This window comes from Microcystis aeruginosa LEGE 91341 (assembly GCF_015206885.1).
In the GTDB taxonomy this organism is placed as follows: Bacteria; Cyanobacteriota; Cyanobacteriia; order Cyanobacteriales; family Microcystaceae; genus Microcystis; species Microcystis aeruginosa_H.
In genome coordinates this window covers 13,992-35,005 of sequence record NZ_JADEXY010000030.1, presented here as the reverse complement: position 1 = coordinate 35,005, position 21,014 = coordinate 13,992, and the positions used below count along the sequence as shown (strand labels likewise).

Annotated in this window: 18 protein-coding genes; 1 reads left to right on the top strand and 17 read right to left on the bottom strand. The window is 39.4% G+C overall.

The genetic code is table 11. From position 1 onward, the window contains the following. Nucleotides 1-22: 22 nt before the first annotated feature. The 15 genes from ovoA to IQ234_RS06685 all read right to left on the bottom strand — a co-directional run bounded on the left by ovoA (nucleotide 23) and on the right by IQ234_RS06685 (nucleotide 18,607). Nucleotides 23-1,378 carry a 5-histidylcysteine sulfoxide synthase gene (gene ovoA / locus IQ234_RS06765; protein WP_193956527.1) on the bottom strand — a complete coding sequence of 452 codons (1,356 nt, stop codon included), beginning with the start codon at nucleotides 1,376-1,378 and terminating at the stop codon, nucleotides 23-25. 40 nt (nucleotides 1,379-1,418) lie between these two features. Continuing rightward, entirely contained in the window at nucleotides 1,419-2,429 is a 1,011-nt protein-coding gene (gene egtD / locus IQ234_RS06760; RefSeq protein WP_110578566.1) for an L-histidine N(alpha)-methyltransferase, read from the bottom strand. 230 nt (nucleotides 2,430-2,659) lie between these two features. Beyond that, nucleotides 2,660-2,944: a hypothetical protein gene (locus IQ234_RS06755; protein WP_193956526.1), complete on the bottom strand. Its 285-nt coding sequence runs from the start codon at nucleotides 2,942-2,944 to the stop codon at nucleotides 2,660-2,662. Between the two features lie 32 nt (nucleotides 2,945-2,976). Then, nucleotides 2,977-3,570 (bottom strand): DUF3177 family protein, encoded by a 594-nt coding sequence (locus IQ234_RS06750; RefSeq protein WP_002770135.1) that lies wholly within the window; start codon nucleotides 3,568-3,570, stop codon nucleotides 2,977-2,979. Nucleotides 3,571-3,744: 174 nt separating this feature from the next. Continuing rightward, nucleotides 3,745-3,969, bottom strand: a complete 225-nt coding sequence (locus IQ234_RS06745; protein ID WP_002788843.1) for a Calvin cycle protein CP12 — start codon at nucleotides 3,967-3,969, stop codon at nucleotides 3,745-3,747. 308 nt (nucleotides 3,970-4,277) lie between these two features. Then, the gene (locus tag IQ234_RS06740; protein ID WP_193956525.1) at nucleotides 4,278-4,595 is read right to left on the bottom strand and encodes a DUF4164 domain-containing protein; all 318 of its coding nucleotides are present in this window, start codon (nucleotides 4,593-4,595) and stop codon (nucleotides 4,278-4,280) included. Between the two features lie 315 nt (nucleotides 4,596-4,910). Continuing rightward, nucleotides 4,911-5,585 carry an HAS-barrel domain-containing protein gene (locus IQ234_RS06735; RefSeq protein WP_002766961.1) on the bottom strand — a complete coding sequence of 225 codons (675 nt, stop codon included), beginning with the start codon at nucleotides 5,583-5,585 and terminating at the stop codon, nucleotides 4,911-4,913. Nucleotides 5,586-5,587: 2 nt separating this feature from the next. Beyond that, nucleotides 5,588-5,782 (bottom strand): NAD(P)H dehydrogenase subunit NdhS, encoded by a 195-nt coding sequence (locus tag IQ234_RS06730; RefSeq protein WP_002766960.1) that lies wholly within the window; start codon nucleotides 5,780-5,782, stop codon nucleotides 5,588-5,590. Between the two features lie 437 nt (nucleotides 5,783-6,219). Next, nucleotides 6,220-6,399: a type II toxin-antitoxin system HicA family toxin gene (locus IQ234_RS06725; RefSeq protein WP_190356582.1), complete on the bottom strand. Its 180-nt coding sequence runs from the start codon at nucleotides 6,397-6,399 to the stop codon at nucleotides 6,220-6,222. Continuing rightward, nucleotides 6,396-6,614, bottom strand: coding sequence for a type II toxin-antitoxin system HicB family antitoxin (locus IQ234_RS06720; RefSeq protein ID WP_108935382.1), 219 nt, complete (start codon nucleotides 6,612-6,614; stop codon nucleotides 6,396-6,398). Before IQ234_RS06720 ends, IQ234_RS06725 begins: the two co-directional genes overlap by 4 nt. Nucleotides 6,615-6,749: 135 nt before the next feature. Beyond that, entirely contained in the window at nucleotides 6,750-7,013 is a 264-nt protein-coding gene (locus tag IQ234_RS06715) for a hypothetical protein (protein WP_193956524.1), read from the bottom strand. A gap of 14 nt (nucleotides 7,014-7,027) precedes the next feature. Beyond that, nucleotides 7,028-7,216: a DUF6883 domain-containing protein gene (locus tag IQ234_RS21915; RefSeq protein ID WP_416209673.1), complete on the bottom strand. Its 189-nt coding sequence runs from the start codon at nucleotides 7,214-7,216 to the stop codon at nucleotides 7,028-7,030. A 235-nt stretch (nucleotides 7,217-7,451) separates the two neighbouring features. After that, complete coding sequence (locus IQ234_RS06710) at nucleotides 7,452-7,754, bottom strand: DUF6968 family protein (protein ID WP_193956523.1); 303 nt, start codon at nucleotides 7,752-7,754, stop codon at nucleotides 7,452-7,454. Nucleotides 7,755-7,832: 78 nt separating this feature from the next. Then, entirely contained in the window at nucleotides 7,833-18,089 is a 10,257-nt protein-coding gene (locus IQ234_RS21025; RefSeq protein ID WP_228008401.1) for a putative Ig domain-containing protein, read from the bottom strand. Nucleotides 18,090-18,436: 347 nt separating this feature from the next. Then, nucleotides 18,437-18,607: a hypothetical protein gene (locus tag IQ234_RS06685; RefSeq protein WP_193956522.1), complete on the bottom strand. Its 171-nt coding sequence runs from the start codon at nucleotides 18,605-18,607 to the stop codon at nucleotides 18,437-18,439. Between the two features lie 175 nt (nucleotides 18,608-18,782). On the opposite strand from IQ234_RS06685, the gene IQ234_RS06680 reads away from it, so the two are divergent. Then, nucleotides 18,783-19,280, top strand: a complete 498-nt coding sequence (locus IQ234_RS06680; RefSeq protein ID WP_193956521.1) for an HNH endonuclease — start codon at nucleotides 18,783-18,785, stop codon at nucleotides 19,278-19,280. On the opposite strand, the gene IQ234_RS06675 is transcribed toward IQ234_RS06680, so the two are convergent. Both IQ234_RS06675 and hypD read right to left on the bottom strand, forming a co-directional pair. Next, entirely contained in the window at nucleotides 19,277-19,630 is a 354-nt protein-coding gene (locus IQ234_RS06675) for a hypothetical protein (RefSeq protein ID WP_193956520.1), read from the bottom strand. The two genes, IQ234_RS06680 and IQ234_RS06675, sit on opposite strands and share 4 nt — an antisense overlap. Before the next feature lie 274 nt (nucleotides 19,631-19,904). Continuing rightward, complete coding sequence (gene hypD / locus IQ234_RS06670; protein ID WP_193956519.1) at nucleotides 19,905-21,011, bottom strand: hydrogenase formation protein HypD; 1,107 nt, start codon at nucleotides 21,009-21,011, stop codon at nucleotides 19,905-19,907. Nucleotides 21,012-21,014 lie beyond the last annotated feature (3 nt).

Here is a 21,014-nt window from a genome sequence, read left to right as displayed (position 1 = left end):
CACCCCACACCCCACACCCCACCTAAAGACTTTGTGCGATTCTAAAACCAGCGTGTTGATAAAAATTCCGGCGAAACCAATTGCGATAGTAGGGTAGGATTTCTGTGCCGTTAGTCACCCAAGCTCCTCCTAACATCATTTTATGTTGACTATTAAAGAAAGGAGTGGAATTGTCAGCATAGAGGTAATGGGGTTGAAAGTCAGTTAAGGGATTGAAATCATCTTCTAGCCATTCCCAGACGTTACCGCGTAAATCATAAATTTCTGAGTTATTGCCCGTATTTTTTAACATTCCCACGGGAGTGGGAGAACAGAATTTTAAATTGAGGTTATAGTCATCAAATTTATCGTTTTCTAGGGTATAACATCGATTTTTTTGACTGCCATAGGTGACTAAATTCCACTCAGCTTCCGTCATTAAACGTATTCCTTGACCTTGAAAACGACAGTAAGCGATCGCTTCATAATAGTTCACTTCTACTGGCCAATCAAGAGGTAAATCGAAAACATCAAACATGGCTCGATATTGATAATTTCCTCCCTCATCTACCAGCCAAAATTTAGGATATTTGACTTGATAGTGATTTTTCCATTGCCAAGCTTCTTCATCCCAATAACTGGGATTTTCGTAGCCACCATTATGGACAAATTCTTTAAATTCTCCGTTGGTAATCATATATTTACTCACCAGAAAATTGTTAACTTGAACTTGCCGATAACCATACTCATTATCCCAACCATAAATAGGAGAATCTTGGGGTTTACCAATTTCTACTATTCCCCCAGAAACCTCCACCATTTGATTAGGACTAGCTTGACCAAAAGAAGGGGCATAATGCCAACCTTGAGGACGTTGCAGACAATCTAAGGGCAGTTGTCTGAGTAACATTGAAGATGTTTCAAAGTGAACACGCTGATGCTCAATTCCCATCATTAATGACCAGAGAGAATGCTGCGGATGAATAGGAAGATTAAGAGGTACATTTTTAATTATTTCGACCACAATTTCATAGACTTGTTGTCGATATTCCCAAACTTTATCCACCCTAGGCCACTGAATATGAGCGATAGCAGAGTTTAATTCTGCGGGAGTTGCTGGATCTACTCCCACTCCAAACAATAATTCATAGTCAGGATTAGGGCTTTTTTTTAACAGGTTAACCATCTGCAATTTATTCAGATAAAAAGCCGCCGCATGACCTAAATAAAAAATGAGGGGATTTCTTAGATCGTCAGGGTTACAATAAAAAGCTTCCTCTTTGATGATGCTTTTTAACAGAATATCTTCTAATTGCCAAGCATTTTCAAAATAGTCCAGTATATTTTCTCGACTACATTTTTTTAGAGAGATAGGAGCCTGTGCTTGAATCTTTTCCATGTTTTTATGCCTCTATTACTGATGATAATTTTCTCATTATTTACAGGGATAACTGACAGAGAATTAAACCGAATAAATTTTCAGTATCTGTGAAAACCTTAAGCGGTTTTAATCCCTTTGATTCTAGGTCTTTTTGCATAGTTTCTAGGTTGAATTTACGCGAAATTTCTGTTAAAATACCCTCCGATGCTTGAAAATTAACCGTTAAATCGAGTTTTTTAAGATGCACAGGGTGAGTTTTTTGACAAATCAAATACATTTCGATTTGAGATTGATCTTGATTATAGATAGCTTTATGACTAAATAAATCAAGATTAAAATCAGCTTGAAAACGCCAATTTAAATGGGAAAGCATATTTAAATTAAAAGCGGCCGTCACCCCTTGGGCATCATTATAAGCTGCTTCTAATATTGCTGATGGTTTTTGGAGATCAATCCCTAATAAAAAATAATCTCCAGCTTTTAAGACAGTGGCAATTTCTTCTAAAAATTTATCACATTCAGCCGCAGAAAAATTACCGATCGAACTTCCCAAGAAAAAAATCATTCTGGTATTATCGGAAGCATTTTGATAACAGGCTAAGGCCTGTTCATAGGTTCCAATTAACCCCTGAATTGGTAAATTAGGATATTCTTTTTGTAATTCTATCGCACTAGCTTGGAGAATAGTTTCACTAACATCGATAGGTACATATTTAGAGGATTTTTGCTGTTGATAATAAGCGTCCAATAACAGACGAGTTTTAGTGGAACTACCACTACCTAATTCTATCAATTCGCAGTATCCTGTATAAGCGACAATTTCTTGAGCATATTCTTGGAGAATAGCCGCTTCTGTCCTAGTGGGATAGTATTCTGGCAATTGACAGATTTCTTCAAAAAGTTGCGAACCTTGCCGATCATAAAAATATTTAGATGGTAAACTTTTGGGGGTTTTAGTTAATCCTTCAATCACATCTTTGCCATCATCCTTAACTATATTTTGTCCCGTAGCAGCGGTGGCTAAATACTCAATTTGTAACAGTTCTTGGTTAGATTGTTTAAGTTGCATAGATTCTCCAGATTATTCTCCAGTTTTTTGATTGTTCTCGATCGATACCGAGGATCAAATCCACTTTGACAGCTTGAATACTGGCAGAGATTATCATTCCCCGGTAATTTTACCACTAAAACGCCGCAAAATTTACCTCTTGTCTAGATAGACAAGGTTTGTGGAAGGTAAATAAAAGCTGTTAAATCCATCGAGATGGGTGCTGATATTATCCAAGCAAAATTACCCGTTCAATTAATCAGTAAAAACTGCATTTTCTCTAAGCTAAGATTTTCTTGGATATAGCGAGGATTAAGGGGATGATAAGGACTAGCAAGACGATCTATCTTAATAATTGTCGCCGTTTCAGGAATGATCGGAATATCGGGATCGTAGGGGGTGCTGCGAGTAAGAGAACTAGAAAAACCCTTAAAAATAGAGATTTCTTCCTCCTCCCCATCCACAGCAATAGTCACTAATAAAACCTCTTGGGGATTTTTGAGGGTGTATTGTTCGAGTTGTTGACCAATATTCATAGAAAAATGGCTAATCATCGATAGCTAAAAACTTACTGTTGTAAAGCTGAACGTCCCTGTTTGCCAAGGCGAATAAGAAGAAAATGGGCAAAATAGAGAGTATAAAAAGAGAGACCAACTAAACCAAAAAAGCCCAAAACATTAGCGGTAGCTTCTGAATGAAAAATCTCGCGAAACTGCCAGGGTGCTTCCTGCCAAACCTGACAATAGGGAGAATTTAGCAATTCCCCTGACATAGCACAGGAGAGAAAAGGTAAGGTAGAAATCGCGCCTAAAGGACAATAAATCGTTACTGCCCAACGCCAAGCAGTGGTGACAAATTTAATCGGACTGGCGGGTAAATCTTTAATTTCATCGTTAATATCCACCCAAAACCAGAGAGAAATCGGGATTAAAATCTTAGCTAAAAAACTGGTGACAAAACCAATCGGCCAGGAAGCGATCATTAAATATACGGTAATTAACAAAAGACTAGCCACTCGCCAATAGATAATCAACAATTTCTGTAATGATTCGATTTTTGCAAATAAAGACCAAATTAACAAAATTGCCGGAATAATCACCGTAAATAGGACGGCTAAACGATAATCTATCCAAACGAGAGGACGAAACCAAAGTTGATTCATAAATTATTTAGACAATTACACTGTCAACATTTTACTGTCTTCCGACGCGGGAGCCAAAATCGGTCACAGCTTGACCAACAAACAAAAAAAACGAGAGGCGATCTCTTTATAGTTGAGATCGCCCTAAAGCTAGGATTCTACTGTGAGGAGAGAAAAAACTGCTGCCTGACTGGATTAATCTTCATAAAGGCGACACTCGGCGGCATCGGGATTATCAGCACAATACTTTTCAAAGTAGGTTTTTTGGGGATGGTCTTGACGTTGGTGAGCAGCTTCTGCTTGTAATTCTTCCACCGCATCCCAAGCGGCGGCACATTCACCAGAGGTGGAACCTTCTATACTACAGACGGCTCTGGCATTTTCTAGCTCTTCTTGAATTTTATCTTGGATATTGCTCATGATTCCTCTGGAATTGATCTATTGATACTCTAACAATTATACAGTCACCTTCTCAAACCGCAGGATCGGTTATCCCACTCGATCGCCTTTCCTGTGCTATTAAGCCGATCCTAGCGCAATTTTTGGGGAATTTAACATCAAGATTTCCTGACCAGGCCAATTTTTAGCCCAGATTTCGCATTGGAGAAATGCCAGAGGGATTTCTCCCCGGGATAGACAGCGAGCAGAACCATAGACCGACTTATTTAGGCCGTCTTACCAGTCTTGATGCTCCCTTAGACGCGGTGGCGCAGATCGAATAAGTTATTCTAGGGGAAAAAGACTGTTTTACCAGCAATAGTCAGCATTCCTGTCACCAAAATGCCGACAATGCTAAGGAATCCAATGGTGGTAATGTTGACTCGTGCGTTGAGATCGTCAACCCTCTTTTCTAGTCCCGTAACTTTGGCATCTAAGGCCTTAATATCCCCTTTAATTTCTCCTAAACTGTTCTCGATCGCCTTCTGTCCATTTTCTAGGTTTGTCAGTCGGGATTCGATCGCTGTCAGTCTGGACTCGATCGCTTTCTGTCCGCTAACGATTAAATCTTCTAACCTTTTCAGATCATTCTCGGTAACTGCTGTCATCAGTGACAATCCTCTTATAGTTGAATTTTTGCCAGTCTCCTATCAATACTCTATCAATATTTCCTAGGTCGGGGACTCTTTCAACTCCGAGTCACTATGAGACCTTGGCAACCAGAGATCGCCTTTTGCCGACCTATTTGTTGCCACCCATTGAAAAAAGCTGGTTGCTCAAGTACAGGAATTATAGAGTAATAAACGGTTCCGTGAATGGGCAAGGGTTGCTGATTTTTTTCTTAACCACAAAGACACAAAGGACACAAAGAGAGGGAGTAAGGTATTTTCACTACTCTAAGAGCGCCAAGAGAGCCGAATCATCTAAGGACTAAGATGAATTTGACTGAGAATATAACGCAAGCGATCATAATCATCTTTAAGTAAAACACTTAACTGTCTGCCCACATTCACTAACCATTGTCGATCAGCTTGACGCAATTGATACATCTGACGGATAGAAGCGGCTGCCAAAGCTTCCACGGGAGTATTTTTGACCTGTAATAAAATTCGTAAAAAGTCTAATTGTTCACTAAAATAAACCACTTCTAACGACTCACATTGATAAACTGCCTGATGAATTTGTGGGGGACGGGGAGGAATATATTGATAGATATAACCTCGCCCGGCACCATTGCCATTAAATTGTCCAGGCAGGGTTTCAAAACCGACAATAGTTGCCCGAAATTCCGTTTTTAACATAGCGAAAATCTGCGGCTGTTGTTCCCGCAATTCAGCCAAAGATAACCCCAAAGCTCTAGCGCGATGTACCGAATCGATCGGTGCAGTGGTGGCAAAGGTGACAATCCCAAAAATCTTATTACCCGTTTCTTCATCGTAGGCTTTTACCCAACTACCAAAAGCAGGCATAAAAGGAAAGTTTAACTCCTCTGGTTCCAAACATTGCGCTAAAAACTCGGTCGTCGTTGTCTCGATAACTTCGGCGATATGATCGGGATGGCGGTTATCCGTAGCCAATTGCGGTAAAGGTGGACGCATGGTTATTTTTTGCCTTTAGCGGGGGCAATAATTACTTCTTCTAATTCCGAGAGATTAAAGGTGACTAACTTATCCCAGTTGCCCCCCTCAAAAAGAACGGCTACTTTCCCATCGCTTAAACGCTGGGCTAAACCTTCAAATTTATAGTAGGTATCATCGGGATTGCTGACTCGAACGGTACTACCTGGCAAAATCATAGGATTGACGACGAAATTATAATTACTGTCTCTTAGCTTATCAAAAATTAGTGATCAGGGAGTCGTGACTTACCTCTATCTTCTGTTATCCGTCTTAGGCAATACGTCCCTGTTCTCTACCCGATCAGGCGATCGCAATTCGTTGATCAGGCGACAATTGTTGTACTGCTTAAATAAGCTGTTCTAAAGTTAAGGGAATGGTTCTCATCGATTTTGCTTTAATAATTTATAATTTGCTCTATTTAACTCTCAACCCCAGCTACAGGCGATCGCACTAACTCGTAGGGTGAGCTTTTCGATAGCGTAACGCACCAATTTAATCATAAAGTTAGTGCGTGGGGTGCGGATTGTTAATTTGAGTTTTTTATCAAAGATAATCGCCGTCTAACACACCCTACAAGATCGGCGTACTGCTAGGCAGTGCCTTCGGCATCGCACTATTGGGCATTCAGGTTTCTGAGAATTTTTTGTGCTAAAAATTCTTTGATTTCTGTATGTCGCGGTACAGCTTCAATGACCCCAGTTTGAGGGTTAATCCAAAGAGAATGAGAAGCACCCTCTCGCTTAAGATAACAACCAGCTTTCCGCAACTTTTTTTCTAATTCTTTACGTTTCATGGAATGGTAATTGTCTCCTCGATCGCTTCTTTTGGTAGTCCTCGACGAATATCAGCTAAACGATCTTCAAAAATTAGTTGAATAGCACTTTTTAAGCTTTCTTTGGCTTCTTCAATGGTTTCTCCTTGACCATTTGCACCTAGTACTTCAGGACAAATCGCCCAGTATCCCCCTTCTGTTGCTGCTTCAATGATGGCGGTGAATTCTCCTTTCATGACAATCTCCTTTGATAATTTATGAATTAGCGTGCTGCTACGCAGTGCTTTCAACATTGCACTCTCAACCAAAATATCACAAGATCACGACACAAGATTAGAGCATCCTAGGGATGATGTTGGGTTGAGTACCGATCACCCAATGTACAAGAGCGGCGATCGCACTGATATTGATTGAGAAGAAATAACAATAAATTGTTCAGGAGATAAAATTACATTTTCATAAGTAAAACCACCAATGACTTTAGGATTAGAAATCATTAAATCAATAGCGTATGCTTCAGGATTAGGATAGGATTCAACTATTGCACCAATTGTTCCTTTAGGAATGATTAAATCTGAAAAATCGGCGGTTATATCTATTAAAGTTTGAATCGAATCATTAATTTTTGCTTTCATTATGTTTTGCTCTTTTAGCTGTAAACTTCTAACCAGTTTGTAATTAATCTAGGAATAATTTTGCCTTGATCTATTTGCCAGATTGTGATTAAATTTCCTTGCCCTCCATTAAAACCTTTGATCCTAATTGTAACTTTTAATCTCATACCATAGGGATTATTTTTGCTTTTATAGGCTGGTGCATAAGGTAAAATTTGACGAATTTGTTGAATTATATCTTGAGTTGCAATTTGACGGCCTTCTTGAGTTTCACCTGATTATATGAGCAAAGATAATAAAAATCATTCGCAGTTTGAGCTAAACGAAGCGCCGCCCAATCCATAACATGAAGAATAATCGGGGGATGATGTTGGGTTTCCGTTGTCAACCCAACCTACAAGAGAGGCGATCGCACTACAAGATCAGGTGATCGCACTAACCCACCCTACAAGCTACAGTTTAAACTTCTAAATCCAAATCTCCAGAGTCACCACCAAGCCAACTTAGTATTTCATTTTCTTGCTCTGCGTAGCTATCTAAGTAAGATTTTATAGCTTTTAGGGCTAGTAACAATGATTGTATAGAATCCACACCAAAAATACACTTTATCTTCTCGTCTTGTAAGCCTATGATTTGAAAAGGACAGACATAATCCTGAGAATCATTATAAACAAAGGGTTTACCTATCTTAACAACAATTTTTTTGTTGTTACTCAATACAGTGTAATGTCTTGTGGCGATAATTTCACCTAAATTATTCATTTTCATATTTTTTTAGACAGATAATTTTGTTTGGGGACTTATTATTAAGTATTTTAAAAACGACTAAGGTGGTGAGAGTTATCCTCCTCTTAAACATTTAGCAAGCATTTCTGCTGCTTCACTATAGCATATTGCTCTTGCTCTTTCTGTTCTACGATCCTTACAATTAGCAACGTCATTTAGATATTTGGTGTAACAATCAACTGCAAATGCTGTAGCAATTATTAGAGGAATATACCTAATCAAAAGGCTATACTCAATTAAAGACACCTCCCCACTAGGATCGATCGCATTTACCGGATTAACCCCAGCGTATAAATAATCATGTAACGTTATCGGCTGATTATTGAAACCCTCAAACGGATCAACGGAAGCAAAACGTCCAGTATTAGGATCATAATACCTTGCTCGTAAATAATAACCATCTACCGCCTCATCAAACTGCTCACCAGCAAACAGATAATTATTATCCGCATCCCCGACTTTACGGGTTAAATTACCATAAGCATCATAATCATATTCTACGATGACAGAACCATTATTACCCGTCATCAAACGAGTGCTACCCAAACCATCCACTTGATAGTAAATCCGATTTGCACCGTCATCTTGAGAGATTAAATCCCAACCGTGAGTATAGGTAGTATTCACTGTACCATTAGTTTGATATTCCTCAATCACTTGGGCGTATTGCTGTTGATTGTTGTCGATTAAGAAGCGTGTCACCTCACCATCCACATCAATCGCCACTCGGATACCATTGTGATCATATTCAAACTCAATGCGTCCGGTTTCGCCATTTTCCGTGACTTCTACCGCAGTTAATTCACCCTTAGCATTCCACTCATAATTAGTGGTAGTTGCGCCATTTTCTACCTTAGCAAGGAGATTACCCTCCTCATCGTATTGATATTGGGTAACATTTCCGCCAAGGATTTCTTTTAATAATCTGTCATTCTCGTTGTATGTATAGGTAGTCGTACCTTCCACTGAATCGACTTTTTCTAAACGATTTCCTACTGCATCAAAACTATAAGTAATCGTTTTATTACCTGCTACAGTATCAGTAATTTTCTCTTGAGTTAAACGATAGACATTGTCATAGTTGTACTCCACTGTACGACCATCATTTTCTACTACTTTCACCCGATTACCCATTGCATCTAGGGTATAGGTATAACTAGAAATAATACCGGTAGAATTGAGGTTTTCGAGATAGGTTAAGCGATTTAACAAGTCATATTGTTGATTTTCTGTCACCCCATTGGGGAAGACTGTTTTAATCAAATTACCCACCGCATCATAATCGTAGTCTGTTACTCCATTATCCGCATCTTTAACAGTATCAAGGCGATTCAACGCATCATAAGTATAAGTAGTTGTGCCTGAAGGTACGGTTAAGGTAAGAATATTACTAGCCTTGTCGTAAGTATAGCTAATAGTACGGTTATCGGGTTCGGTACGACTAATTAACCTGTCACGCTCATCATAAACATAATTTGTCACCCCTCGATTATCGATAACGGTAGCTAATTCCCCCGTCAAGGTATAGGTAAAAGTTTCCGTTGGTGTACTATCAGAGAAAGATTTTTCGGTTAACCAATTACGCTCATTATATTTATAGGTGGTGACGACTCCATTAAAGTCAGTTACTTTGATTAAATTACCGATTTTATCGTGGATTGTCTCGTTACGTTGTCCACCGGGTAAGATGGTAGCTTTTAGACGGCGTAAACTGTCATATTCAAACTTAGTTATATTACCATTTGCGTCTTTTTGCTCGATTAAATTACCCACTAAGTCATATTTATACTCAGTACGTTGATTTAAAGCATCAATTACCGCCGTTAGTCTTCCTAAAGCGTCGTATTCATAATTAGTGGTATTTCCTGCTAAATCTGTTTCTACTATCACTCGTCCTAAAGGATCATAAGTGGTAGTCATTACCGCATTATTAGCATAAGTTGTGGTAAGAAGGCGATCAAGCTCGTCATAATCATACTCAGTGATGCGCCCTAACGCATCTGTCATGGCAACTTTTCGCCCGTCTGCATCATAATTATAGCTAGTAATTTGATTCAGGGCATTAGTAACAGTTAAAAGGCGATCGCTCTTGTCATAATCATATTCGGTACGATTACCCAATTCGTCAATTTTCGCAATTACTCGCCCGGCTTTGTCGTATTCTTTCTTGGTACGGGGATTATCGGTTAAATTGTTAGGGGTACTATCAGGATAAATTACCTCAATTTCTCGCCCTAATGCGTCATAAACATAGATAGTTTTACGTCCTAATTCATCGGTAAAACCAGTGAGGCGATCAAGAGCATCATACTCGTTTTTGGTGCGAGGATTATCGCTTAAATTAGTAGGAGTGCTATCAGGTAAGATAGTTTCAATCAATAAACCACGATCATTATAACGGTATTCTGTGCGTCTTCCTAATGCGTCTATTTCGGCGATTTTCTCCCCTGCGGCGTTATATTCGGTTTTGGTAATACCTCTCGCACAACCACAACTACTCCCTTCAGGATCAGCTTTTTCAATCAAGCGTCCTTGAGCATCATAGATATAATTAGTAATTGCTCCCAACGCATCAGTAACACTAGCAACTCGTCCATTACTATCATAGGTAAAGGTGGTTTTTGCTCCCGTAGGATCGGTTAATTCAGTTAAGTTACCACGATTATCATACTTAAAGTTACTAATTTTACCATTAGCATCGGTGACAGTAGTTAAAAGTCCCAAGGAGTCATATTCATATTCAGTAACATTGCTTTCTGTGTCTTCCCGTTTAGTGAGATTCCCGTTATTATCATAGGTGTAAGTGGTGACAAAACCTAAAGCAGTCGTTTCTGTCAGGATGTCGTTATTATCGTTATAGGTAAAGGTTTTTGTGTTACCTTCCCCATTGGTTTCTGTCAGCTTATTACCTCGACTATCATAAGTATAACTGGTGATATTCCCTTCGGGATCGGTTTCACTTAACAGGTTATTATCTTCATCGTAAGTGCGTAAAGTAATACCCCCTAATTGATCAACTTCTTGAATGACGTTACCTTGAGCATCAAAAACCCGGGTAATATTATTACCAAAAGGATCTCGAATGGTTTGGCTATTAGTAGCATTATTAAAAGCGATATTTAATTCATTACCGTTAGCGTCAATAATCTTGCTGATTTGTCCATTTTCGTCATACTCTGTACGAGTCGCACTGCGTCCCAAGGGATCGATAATTTCTGTTAAGAAGTGTTGACGATTGGGGTCATCATAAACTAGCTCGGTGGTGTTATTGGTGCGATCAATCACCTCAATTAAATCACCGTTGCTATCATAAACATATTTAATAGATTTACCATCAGGATCGATAATTTCAGTAATGCGACCTTGACCATCTCGAATAAAGTCAATTTCAGCACCCGTTGAGCTAGTAATACCCTCATCGGAGAAGGTTAATTTATTGCCATTTCTGTCGGTGACATCAATTAAACCAAAATTCTGATCATACTTATAAACCGTTCCATCTTTGGTGGTTAATTTGTATTGCGAGGGATTATAACCAAGAAAACTGAATAAAAATGCTCCTACAGTACCGTCACTACGAATAGTTAAAGGAGAGTTTTCTGTTTCTAGCTTATCAAATACCCCTGCATCGGGAGTAAAGCTAGGAGCATAAATTGCACCGAAGAAACTAGCAGAAACTGGTACGGGATTAAAAGTAAATCCAACGCGGCGACCATCGGGAGTATTTAAAGTTACTCGTGTCCCGACGGAGAAGGTATTAGAAGTTCCAAATAAATCGGAATTAGCATCACTTAAATCTCGTCCATCAGAGGAAGATTCGACAATTTTGGCATCTTGTAAACCTAAATTCCAACCATAGCCAAAATCTCCTTGAGTTGTACTTTCTAAGCTATTATAGCGACGGATAATTTCAATGGGAACACCAGTTAAAGGAATAGATAGGTCAGTATATTCTAGAGAAAACTCACCCGGTTTATTTTCTCCTGTCACATTTAAAATAACCCCTTGGACATTACCATTACCACTAAAATCAAAAGCGGTAATTTTCACTAGATAACTTCCATTTGCTAACAAACGAGGATCTAGATTAGCTACCTGCTGATTAGTAACATTCTTAGTGCCTTTTGTCAATAAAGTATAATCTGGATCATCTTCCCCGATATTGCTTAAATTAACTGCTTCAATCGGGGCAATTTCCACTCGATAAAATTCGAGGTTATCATCTGTGACGGTAGCAATAATATCTGTAGGCGACTTGATAATGCCTTGGGTGGCTTCTAAGTTAGTTTTGTTAATTTCAACAACAGGTGCTTCGGTATCACTGGGATCAAGTACCCGCACTTCAATTGTTTCTGTATCCTGATTACCGGCTGCATCGGTAGCAGTAGCAATAATTTGATAAACTCCTGCTTTTTGACCGACAAAAGTGGCGGTATTAATTTGTCCGTTGGGAGTATTAGGATTAAGAGTTAGCGGAGTTTTGTTAGCCGTTAAAGTGAGGGTTTTAACTTCGATATTATCTGTTGCTCGAACTTGGAAATTAATACTTTGACCAATATTAATCAGATTGGTATTAAAGCCTAATTCCACTACCGGATTAGTAATATCATCATTGCTAAGGGTTAAATTATAGGTTTGAGTGGTGATTCCCCCGCGTCCATCGCTGACTTGAATCTTCACAGGATAAATACCTTGATTTTGGGATGAAGATTGCCAACGAATACGGCCAAATTGATCAATAGTTAAGCCTTGAGGAGCCTGTAAGAGATTATAGGTTAAAGTGTCATTATCTGCATCTTTGGCAATGACATCATATTTGTAAGTAACGCCTAATTGAGCTAATTCTAATGGCTGAGAACTAATAATCGGTGCCTGATTAGGAGTAACTCGGATATAGTAATTTTGATAAGCAATTCCACCATCTGCATCCGTCGCTGTGGCTGTAACTTGAAAATCACCGTTAGTGGTGTTCTGAGTTTGCCAAGTAATTAAACCTGTATTTGCATCAATAGTCATCCCATTGGGTTTAACCGTTAAATTGTAGCTAATAGCGGTATTTTCGGGATCATTAGCCTCGACATCATATTGATATAATCCCCCAGCACCAATGATGATTTTAGGTGTGCTGGTAATACTAGGTAAATTGTTACCTAATGTGGCTAAAACTTGTAATTGATAGGATTGGGTATTAGTCCCCCCAAAAGCATCGCTAACTTTTATTTCAATGGTTTGTTTTCCTAAATTAGTAGGAGTATAGGCTATTAAGCCAGTATTGGCATTAATGGTCATCCCTTCAGGGGGATTAATCAGGCTATAGGTTAGGGTATCGTTATCAAAATCGGTGGCTCTTACTTCATAGCTGTAGGTATTATTAATCAGGGTAAGGGTGTTAGGAGAGGAGATAATTTGCGGTGGGGTGTTAATCCCTTTAGTATTGAGGAAAAATTCTTGAGTAGCAATGCCTCCTTTACCGTCAGAGACTCGCAAAACTACTCGATTATTACCGATTTGATTTTGTTTTGGTTGCCAAATTAAGATACCAGTTTCCGCATCAACTGTCATACCTTTAGGTTGATTGAGTAAACTATAGGTTAACCTGTCATTATTGGCATCGGTAGCAGTAGCTTGATAGGTTAATAATTGTCCTATTTTGGCATTTTGAGGCGCTGTGCTAGTGAATACGGGAGCTTGATTGGGGATAGGTTGATCAATTTTTTGGTTGCCAAAGTTGATGTTACTAACAGTTTCTCCTGCTTTGAGTTTTATAGTATAAAAATCTGGACTAGCAATACTATCCGGTAATCCTTGTACATTGATAACATCAAAACCTGGGCTTAGTCCATTATTGTCAAGTCCAACAATTTTTATAGCTCGGACTGGTTGGGTAAAATTGATTGAAGCAAGATCAAAAATTGAAGTTGTTCCGCCATCTCCAATTCCAAGTAAGACAAAATCTTCTAAGTTAGAACTAACGTAAACTTCTGCTTGTTCTCCAGCAAATCCGATTTCTGGAATAAAAATATCGTTACCCGGTTTATCAATAATAATTTCGTCAGTAAAACCAACAGTTACATAAGAGCCTGTAGGAAGTGATAATGCTCCTAAAGTATCACTTCCTAAAATAATATCAACACTGACTAAAACAGGGCCATTGCCATCATTATCTGCTCCATAAGGTTCATTAAACGTTCCTGCTCCACTGTTAAAGTAGTCAAGAATAACATCAGCAAAACCATCTCCCAGAGAATCTGTAGGTTGTCCACTAGGATAAGTTTGTTCATAGTCTGTCGGTACAATTTCCCTGACAATATAAGTACCTGCTTCTAACCCAGTGAATTGATATTTTCCGTTTTCATCGGTGATTTGACTAGGCTCATTGTTATCAAAAGTGCCATTATTATTTGAGTCAAGATAGACGGTAATTCCTTCTAAAGCAGGTTCATTGTTAATAAATGTCCAGGAAAGAATATCATGGTTTCCTAATCCTGCCCCTGTAGCAGAAGTAAAACCGACAAAAAACTCATTTTGTCCGAGAATTTCAGCAATATTAATTGTTGCGGAAACAGTGGCTTGTGTAGGGCGATTAGAGTCTTGAGAGACTCTAGCTTCTAGTAATTGTGACGAGCCATTATAGTCAATCCAAACATTCCAAATCTCACTATTATTAAATCTAGTGGCAATATTTGTTTGGACAAGAGAGGTTGTACTTCCATTAACATTAATACCAATATGATTGCCATTATTTTGATCTTGGCTACCATTATTAAATGTATCTAATTCAATAACAACAGTGTTATTTAAGCCTTCATAACCAATTCCTCCTCCTGCACTACCAATGGTATCTGTAGGACTAACAATAAAAGCAATTCCATCCGCACCCTCACCATCTTCATCCCCAAGTCCACTCGAATCAGAGATTAAAAAACTAAAGTTAGTAGAGAAAGATAAATTTTCTCCATTTTCTCCTACAAAGCTAAAGGGATTCTTTAACAAAGCATTTCCCGATGAATAAAATTCTGATTCTGCTAATCTTAAAACGTCTTTATTGCTGACAATTTGAGAATTAACTATTTTGCTATCGCCATTCAGTCTGATAGATGATATATCAACAAAGTCTTCAAAATTAGCTGAATCCCATATTCCGTTACCATTAGCATCTTCCCATTTAACTCCTTCAATTGTTCCTAATAAAGCATTATTTAAAGCAATAACAAACTCTTGGGTATCCACACCCCCACGATTATCCGTAACTTTAACAGAAATATTATAGTTACCAACAGTTTTACCTGCTGTGTTCCAGAGAATTTCTCCTGTTGACTTATCAATACTCATTCCTTGAGGAGCATTCACTAAAGAATAGGTTAAAATATCTTTATCAGGATCGATCGCATTAACATCATAAACATAATTTTGACTGGTACTAGCTTTAAGAATAGGCTCAGAGATGATGACAGGTGCATAATTATCCGTTTCTTCTTCTAACACCGATAAAGTATAAATCTGAGTCGCAATACCCCCCTTACCATCATTAACTTGTAAGGTTATCTCGGTTGCTCCTGAGACGGTGGGAGTGAATGTAACAACACCAGTATTCTGATTGATTACCAAGCCATTAGGGGCATTGATGACAGAATAAGTTAAATTATCATTATCAGCATCAGTCGCATCAGCATCATAACGATATTCACTGTTGAGATTACCATAAACAACAGGATTGGAAACGAATACTGGAGGGCGATTTAGTTGAGAATCAATAACGTTGGTTACTACCCCTAAATTATAAGTTTGGGTATCCCTTCCCCCTTTACCATCTTCCACGGAAATGGAGATGTTATAATTGCCGATTGTTGGGGATTTCCAACTTAAAACACCAGTATTATTGTCAATGGTTAAACCATCAGGGGCAAGGGAGAGGGAGTAGAATAAGGTATCATTATCCGCATCAACGGCATTTGCATCATAAGTATAATCATTACCGACAATAATCTCTAACTCAGGATTAGTCGTAAATTCAGGAGCATTATTCGCGGAAACAGCAGAAACAATTAAGTTACTGGGATTGATAATAAAACTAATTGTTTGACTATCACTCCCTCCTTTACCATCACTCACAGTATAAACAAAATTGCCCCCATTACCATTAACATCTGCTAGAGGGGTGTATAGCAAAGAAGTCAGAGAATTAATTGAAATCTCATCACCCACATTAATAACTGTGCCATCAGCTAAAGTGATTCTTCCTTTGCTATTATCTGGTAATTGAGTGATAGAAATCGTTAAAGTATCCCCATCAATATCTGTAGGTGGATTAATATTTAAGGGGATAGGTTGACTATCTTCTGGTAAAGTAATAGTTTTATCAGCATCTGTTACCGGAGAATTATTACCAGGGTTTTGAATCGGATTAATGACAAAACTAATTGTTTGACTATCACTCCCTCCTTTACCATCACTCACAGTATAAACAAAATTGCCACCACTACCATTAACATCTGCTAGAGGTGTGTATAGCAAAGAAGTTAGGGAATTAATCGAAATCTTATCACCCACATTAATAACTGTGCCATTAGCTAAAGTTATTTTTCCTTTGCTATTATCTGGTAATTGAGTGATAGAAACCGTTAAAGTATCCCCATCAATATCTGTAGGTGGATTAATATTTAAGGGGATAGGTTGACTATCTTCTGGTAAAGTAATAGTTTTATCTGCATCGGTGACAGGAGGATTATTATCAGGTGGATTCACCGAATTATCATTATCCAGAATCGTGCCAATTCCCTCACCTTGAATCAGAATAGCATTGGTCACTCCTGTTAAATTGACCGTGAAGATTTCCGTAGGCTCGCTAATCGTATCGCCCTTGACATCAACTGTAATTTTTTTCTCCACTTCTCCCGGTGCAAACGTCAAAATCCCCGTCGAAGATTCATAATCTGTCCCCACCTGCGCGGTTCCATCCTTCGTCGTAAATTGAGCCGTAACTGTTGTATTTGCAGGCGCTGATAAACGAACTGTAAAATTAGCAGATTGAGTTCCTGTGTCCCCCTCCGTTACTGTGGTATTTTCAATACTCAAAGACGGTAACTGAATCGGTTCTCCAGTGGGTTCCCCGAAACTGAACCGAAACACTAAATCATTAAAATCGCGATCGCCGCCACCCAAAAAATCTTCCCAGGCCCAAGTCTGACTATCCTGTTGAGCATGGACATGATTCAAACCATCTTCATTCGCCGCCGCAAAGGAAAAGAAAACCGGCGGGGCATTTTCTCCCTTGGCGATCGCCTGATCTGTCGTCCCGTTAGCGACTAGATACCATCCCAGATATTTCCCAGAAGGGACGTTAAAAGTTTTACTATCAAACGCTTTCCCAGAGGCAAAAATTACCTGGTGGCGATCGCCTGACAAAGCCGCCTCTAAATAACCCTGATCCCCTGGTTTAATCCCATTTATCTCGCCATCCGGGGTATCAACCAAGTAATAACCCATCTCGTTTGGAAAAGTATTATCCTGACTGACAGCCTCAACTGTGAGGGGAACCTGCTGTTCTTTGTCTCCGGGTAAGACAATTCCTGCTTGAGCAATATTAAAAACCACGTCGTTAAAATCTTGATCTCCCCCACCCGTCAAATCTTCCCAATTAAGTCGCCAGATTCCGCGGCCAAGATGACTGCTTTGGGAATGATCAAAATTATCAGGATTAGCTCCTTTAAGGGAGAAAAAAGCTAACTCCGATTGACCCTGATTTTGTCGATTATTTTCTAACCAATTAGCGCTGGTATTATTCTGAATCACATAAAACCCTAGGCGACTACCCCCTGGAACGGTAAATTCTCGCCAATTTCCCGCTTGATTACCCGAATTGAAGAGAGTTTGCCGGCTGGAACTGCTTAAAGCCGCTTCGGCGAATCCTTCTTCACCGGGGGCGATACCTTCTACCCCACCTAAAGGATCCACCAGAAAGAATCCCACTTCATTATTAAAATCGGCTTCTCGCAATGTCCACTGGACAACCATATTCACCCTTTCTGAGGGATTGCCCGGAACAACTAAAACCTCGCCTAAATCATCTAGCTGAGTGATTTGAGGAGTCCCTCGCCAAGAAGTATCTTGATCTGAAAAGGAGAAATTAACAGCCTCTGGATTAACTAATAATGGGACTGATAGCAGAGAATCACCTTGATTAGCTAAGTTATCGCTCGCCGTCGCGCTCACGGGAGCAAGAAAATTGCTAGGGGAAGATAGGGTGAGAGGCGTGATTTGAGGAACCACCTCTAGCGTTGTCGGAGCCAGCATAGATGGTGCTGTCGCCATCAATGTCCGATCGACTCCCAAAAGACTTGAGCTATCTTCTAGAAGTATTGGGGGAAGTGTTGGAAAATCCACTTATGCCTTCTGCTTGGATGTCTAGCTTGATTCACTAAATTAATCTTTGTTGGCATCTTAAGGGCGTTTCTTTTTACTGTCAATTATATATAAATTATTTGCATATATATATATATATCATTAGTTTTGCTAATTATATTAAATCCGTTTTCAATAATATGATTAGAGTTATTGCATAATTAATTTTTGAGAGTTCATACTAAATCCGGTTATTAAAAGACTGATTATTTATTCCCCCTTTTGCATGAGTGCCTGTCCTGATATGTAGCCTATACTCAACGGCTTTTGGTTTTTATCAGAGATAATCGCCACAAACAAAAACATAAATCGTAGGGTGCGTTAGCCAAAGCGTAACGCACCAATTTAATATCGTAGGGTGCGTTAGCCAAAGCGTAACGCACCAATTTAATATCGTAGGGTGCGTTAGCCAAAGCGTAACGCACCAATTTAATGATGAAGTTGATGTGTTACAGCCGATTGTTAATTTAGGTTTTTATCAGAGATAATCGCCACAAACACGCACCCTACCATATCTATACTCAACCGATTTAGTGTAATAGGTTCCAATCCCAGGGATCTGTGTTACCATTCGGGGTAAATTCAAGCGATCTCCAGACACCTATGAGCAAGGTTCTCGTGTTGAATGCTTCCTACGAACCGCTAAATATTACCAGTTGGCGGCGCGCGATCGTTTTGTTGTTGAAAGGAAAAGCTGAATCCCTAGAACATAACGGAAAAGTGGTTTGTCGTGACTTACCCCTACCTTCCGTTATCCGTCTTAGGCAATACGTCCGTGTTCCCTACAAGGAAATTCCTTTAACCCGTCGTAATATTCTCGAACGAGATCATCACACCTGTCAATACTGTCTCTACCGAGGTGAACAATTAACCATCGATCATGTGATTCCCCGTTCTCGCGGAGGGGGTGATACTTGGGAGAATTTAGTGGCGGCTTGTGTGCGTTGTAATGTGCATAAGGGCAATCGTACACCAAAAGAGGCCAATATGTCCCTACGCGCCCAACCCCGTCGTCCCTACAGCAGTCTCCACTTTGAGCTATTAAAGCACACCAGGGAGAATCACAATCACGAATGGCGTAAATATGTCATCGGTATTTAGGGTGAAAAAGGCATGGTGAAACCAAGACCAAAATTGATTCCCATGCCATTATTATTAGTCTGGGTGCGAGGATTGGCAACTCCCGTGCCTAGATAAACCGCACAACCGCGACAGGGGGAATTGACTCGGTAGCGCACCGCCATGGGATCATTGGGATCGGTGATGGTTACTCCCTGATGGTTTAAATCTTTAATTAGATTGGTGACGGGTTTGAAAAAATCGGTGCTGGGGGGTTGACTTGGTTGCAGTTCTAGGGTTTGTTCTTGAGAAGCAAGAACGATTTCCGAAGCGATAATTAGCAGTAGAGAGGTAGTTAAGCCAAATAAACCCAGATTATTTTTGATTTTCATCTTTTTTATTACCGAGAGATTGTTAATTTCTTCTGGTGATAATTCTAGCGTTTCCTCACCGGAAAGGAACCTTAATCAGTAAAAAAATTTACTAATTTCTAAGTACCTAAGCAAAATTAATTACACATCTAAGCCACTACTCCGTCAGACTTCTGGTGTGAGGAAACAGTGAACTGAAAACTCAAATCCGATCCCTAATAGCTGTCTCCCGTCTCCCGTCTCCTGTCTCCTGTCTCCTGTCTCCTGTCTCGACTAGGAAATTAATTTTGCACGACTACTTACCATACTTATAATAAGCGGCACAAGCACCTTCACTAGAAACCATACAAGTACCGATGGGATGTTCGGGAGTGCAAGCAGTACCAAATACTTTACATTCCCAGGGTTTTAAAACACCTTTAAGAATTTCGCCACACTGACAAGCTTTGTGATCTTTAACACGCTGATTGGGTAGGGTAAATTTTTTCTCCGCATCAAAATTACTGTACTCATCCCGCAGTTTTAACCCTCCTTGTGCAATTTCTCCTAAACCTCGCCATTCAAACTGATCCCGCAGTTCAAAAACTTGCTTGATTGCCGATAAAGCGACTCTATTTCCTTGATTTTGTACCACTCGATCGTACTGATTTTCGATCTCACATCTCTGCTCATCTAATTGTTTTAATACCATCCAAATTGATTGGAGAATATCCAAAGGTTCAAACCCAGAAACTACCACAGGTTTATGATATTCTTGGGCAATAACTTGATAGGGTTCTGTGCCAATTACCATGCTGACATGACCGGGACCAACAAAACCGTCTAACTGTAAATCTGGGTTATCTAACAAAGCTTTCAGAGCAGGAATAATCACCACATGATTGGAAAATAAACTAAAATTAGTGATGCCATCTCTTTGCGCTTCTAAAACAGTTAAAGCTGTGCTAGGAACGGTTGTTTCAAAACCTAATGCTAAAAATATTACTTCTTTATCGAGATTTTCTCTGGCAATTTTTAAAGCATCGCGAGGAGAATAAACCATACGAATATCATCACCTTTTGCTCGCGCTTGCAGCAGACTCAAATGGGAACCGGGGACACGCATAGTATCGCCAAAAGTTGTCAGAATTACGTTCGGTTGTTGTGCGAGAAAAATGGCATCATCTAAACGACCTCGCGGCATCACACAAACGGGACATCCAGGACCATGAATTAATTCGATAGTTTCCGGAAGTATTGCCTCGATACCGTATCTAAAAATTGAGTGGGTATGACCTCCACAAACCTCCATAATTTTAGTAACTTTTTCCCGCTTTTCAGAGATTCTTATCGATAATTGTTCAATTTGTTGAATTAATCCTGCCGCTTTAACTGGATCACGAAATTCATCAACGTATTTCATAGT

Coding starts and splice junctions, on each gene's coding strand:
- ovoA (WP_193956527.1), bottom strand. CDS start 1,378: ATGGAAAAGATTCAAGCACAGGCTCCTATCTCTCTAAAAAAATGTAGT.
- egtD (WP_110578566.1), bottom strand. CDS start 2,429: ATGCAACTTAAACAATCTAACCAAGAACTGTTACAAATTGAGTATTTA.
- IQ234_RS06755 (WP_193956526.1), bottom strand. CDS start 2,944: ATGAATATTGGTCAACAACTCGAACAATACACCCTCAAAAATCCCCAA.
- IQ234_RS06750 (WP_002770135.1), bottom strand. CDS start 3,570: ATGAATCAACTTTGGTTTCGTCCTCTCGTTTGGATAGATTATCGTTTA.
- IQ234_RS06745 (WP_002788843.1), bottom strand. CDS start 3,969: ATGAGCAATATCCAAGATAAAATTCAAGAAGAGCTAGAAAATGCCAGA.
- IQ234_RS06740 (WP_193956525.1), bottom strand. CDS start 4,595: ATGACAGCAGTTACCGAGAATGATCTGAAAAGGTTAGAAGATTTAATC.
- IQ234_RS06735 (WP_002766961.1), bottom strand. CDS start 5,585: ATGCGTCCACCTTTACCGCAATTGGCTACGGATAACCGCCATCCCGAT.
- IQ234_RS06730 (WP_002766960.1), bottom strand. CDS start 5,782: ATGATTTTGCCAGGTAGTACCGTTCGAGTCAGCAATCCCGATGATACC.
- IQ234_RS06725 (WP_190356582.1), bottom strand. CDS start 6,399: ATGAAACGTAAAGAATTAGAAAAAAAGTTGCGGAAAGCTGGTTGTTAT.
- IQ234_RS06720 (WP_108935382.1), bottom strand. CDS start 6,614: ATGAAAGGAGAATTCACCGCCATCATTGAAGCAGCAACAGAAGGGGGA.
- IQ234_RS06715 (WP_193956524.1), bottom strand. CDS start 7,013: ATGAAAGCAAAAATTAATGATTCGATTCAAACTTTAATAGATATAACC.
- IQ234_RS06710 (WP_193956523.1), bottom strand. CDS start 7,754: ATGAATAATTTAGGTGAAATTATCGCCACAAGACATTACACTGTATTG.
- IQ234_RS21025 (WP_228008401.1), bottom strand. CDS start 18,089: ATGGCGACAGCACCATCTATGCTGGCTCCGACAACGCTAGAGGTGGTT.
- IQ234_RS06680 (WP_193956521.1), top strand. CDS start 18,783: ATGAGCAAGGTTCTCGTGTTGAATGCTTCCTACGAACCGCTAAATATT.
- IQ234_RS06675 (WP_193956520.1), bottom strand. CDS start 19,630: ATGAAAATCAAAAATAATCTGGGTTTATTTGGCTTAACTACCTCTCTA.
- hypD (WP_193956519.1), bottom strand. CDS start 21,011: ATGAAATACGTTGATGAATTTCGTGATCCAGTTAAAGCGGCAGGATTA.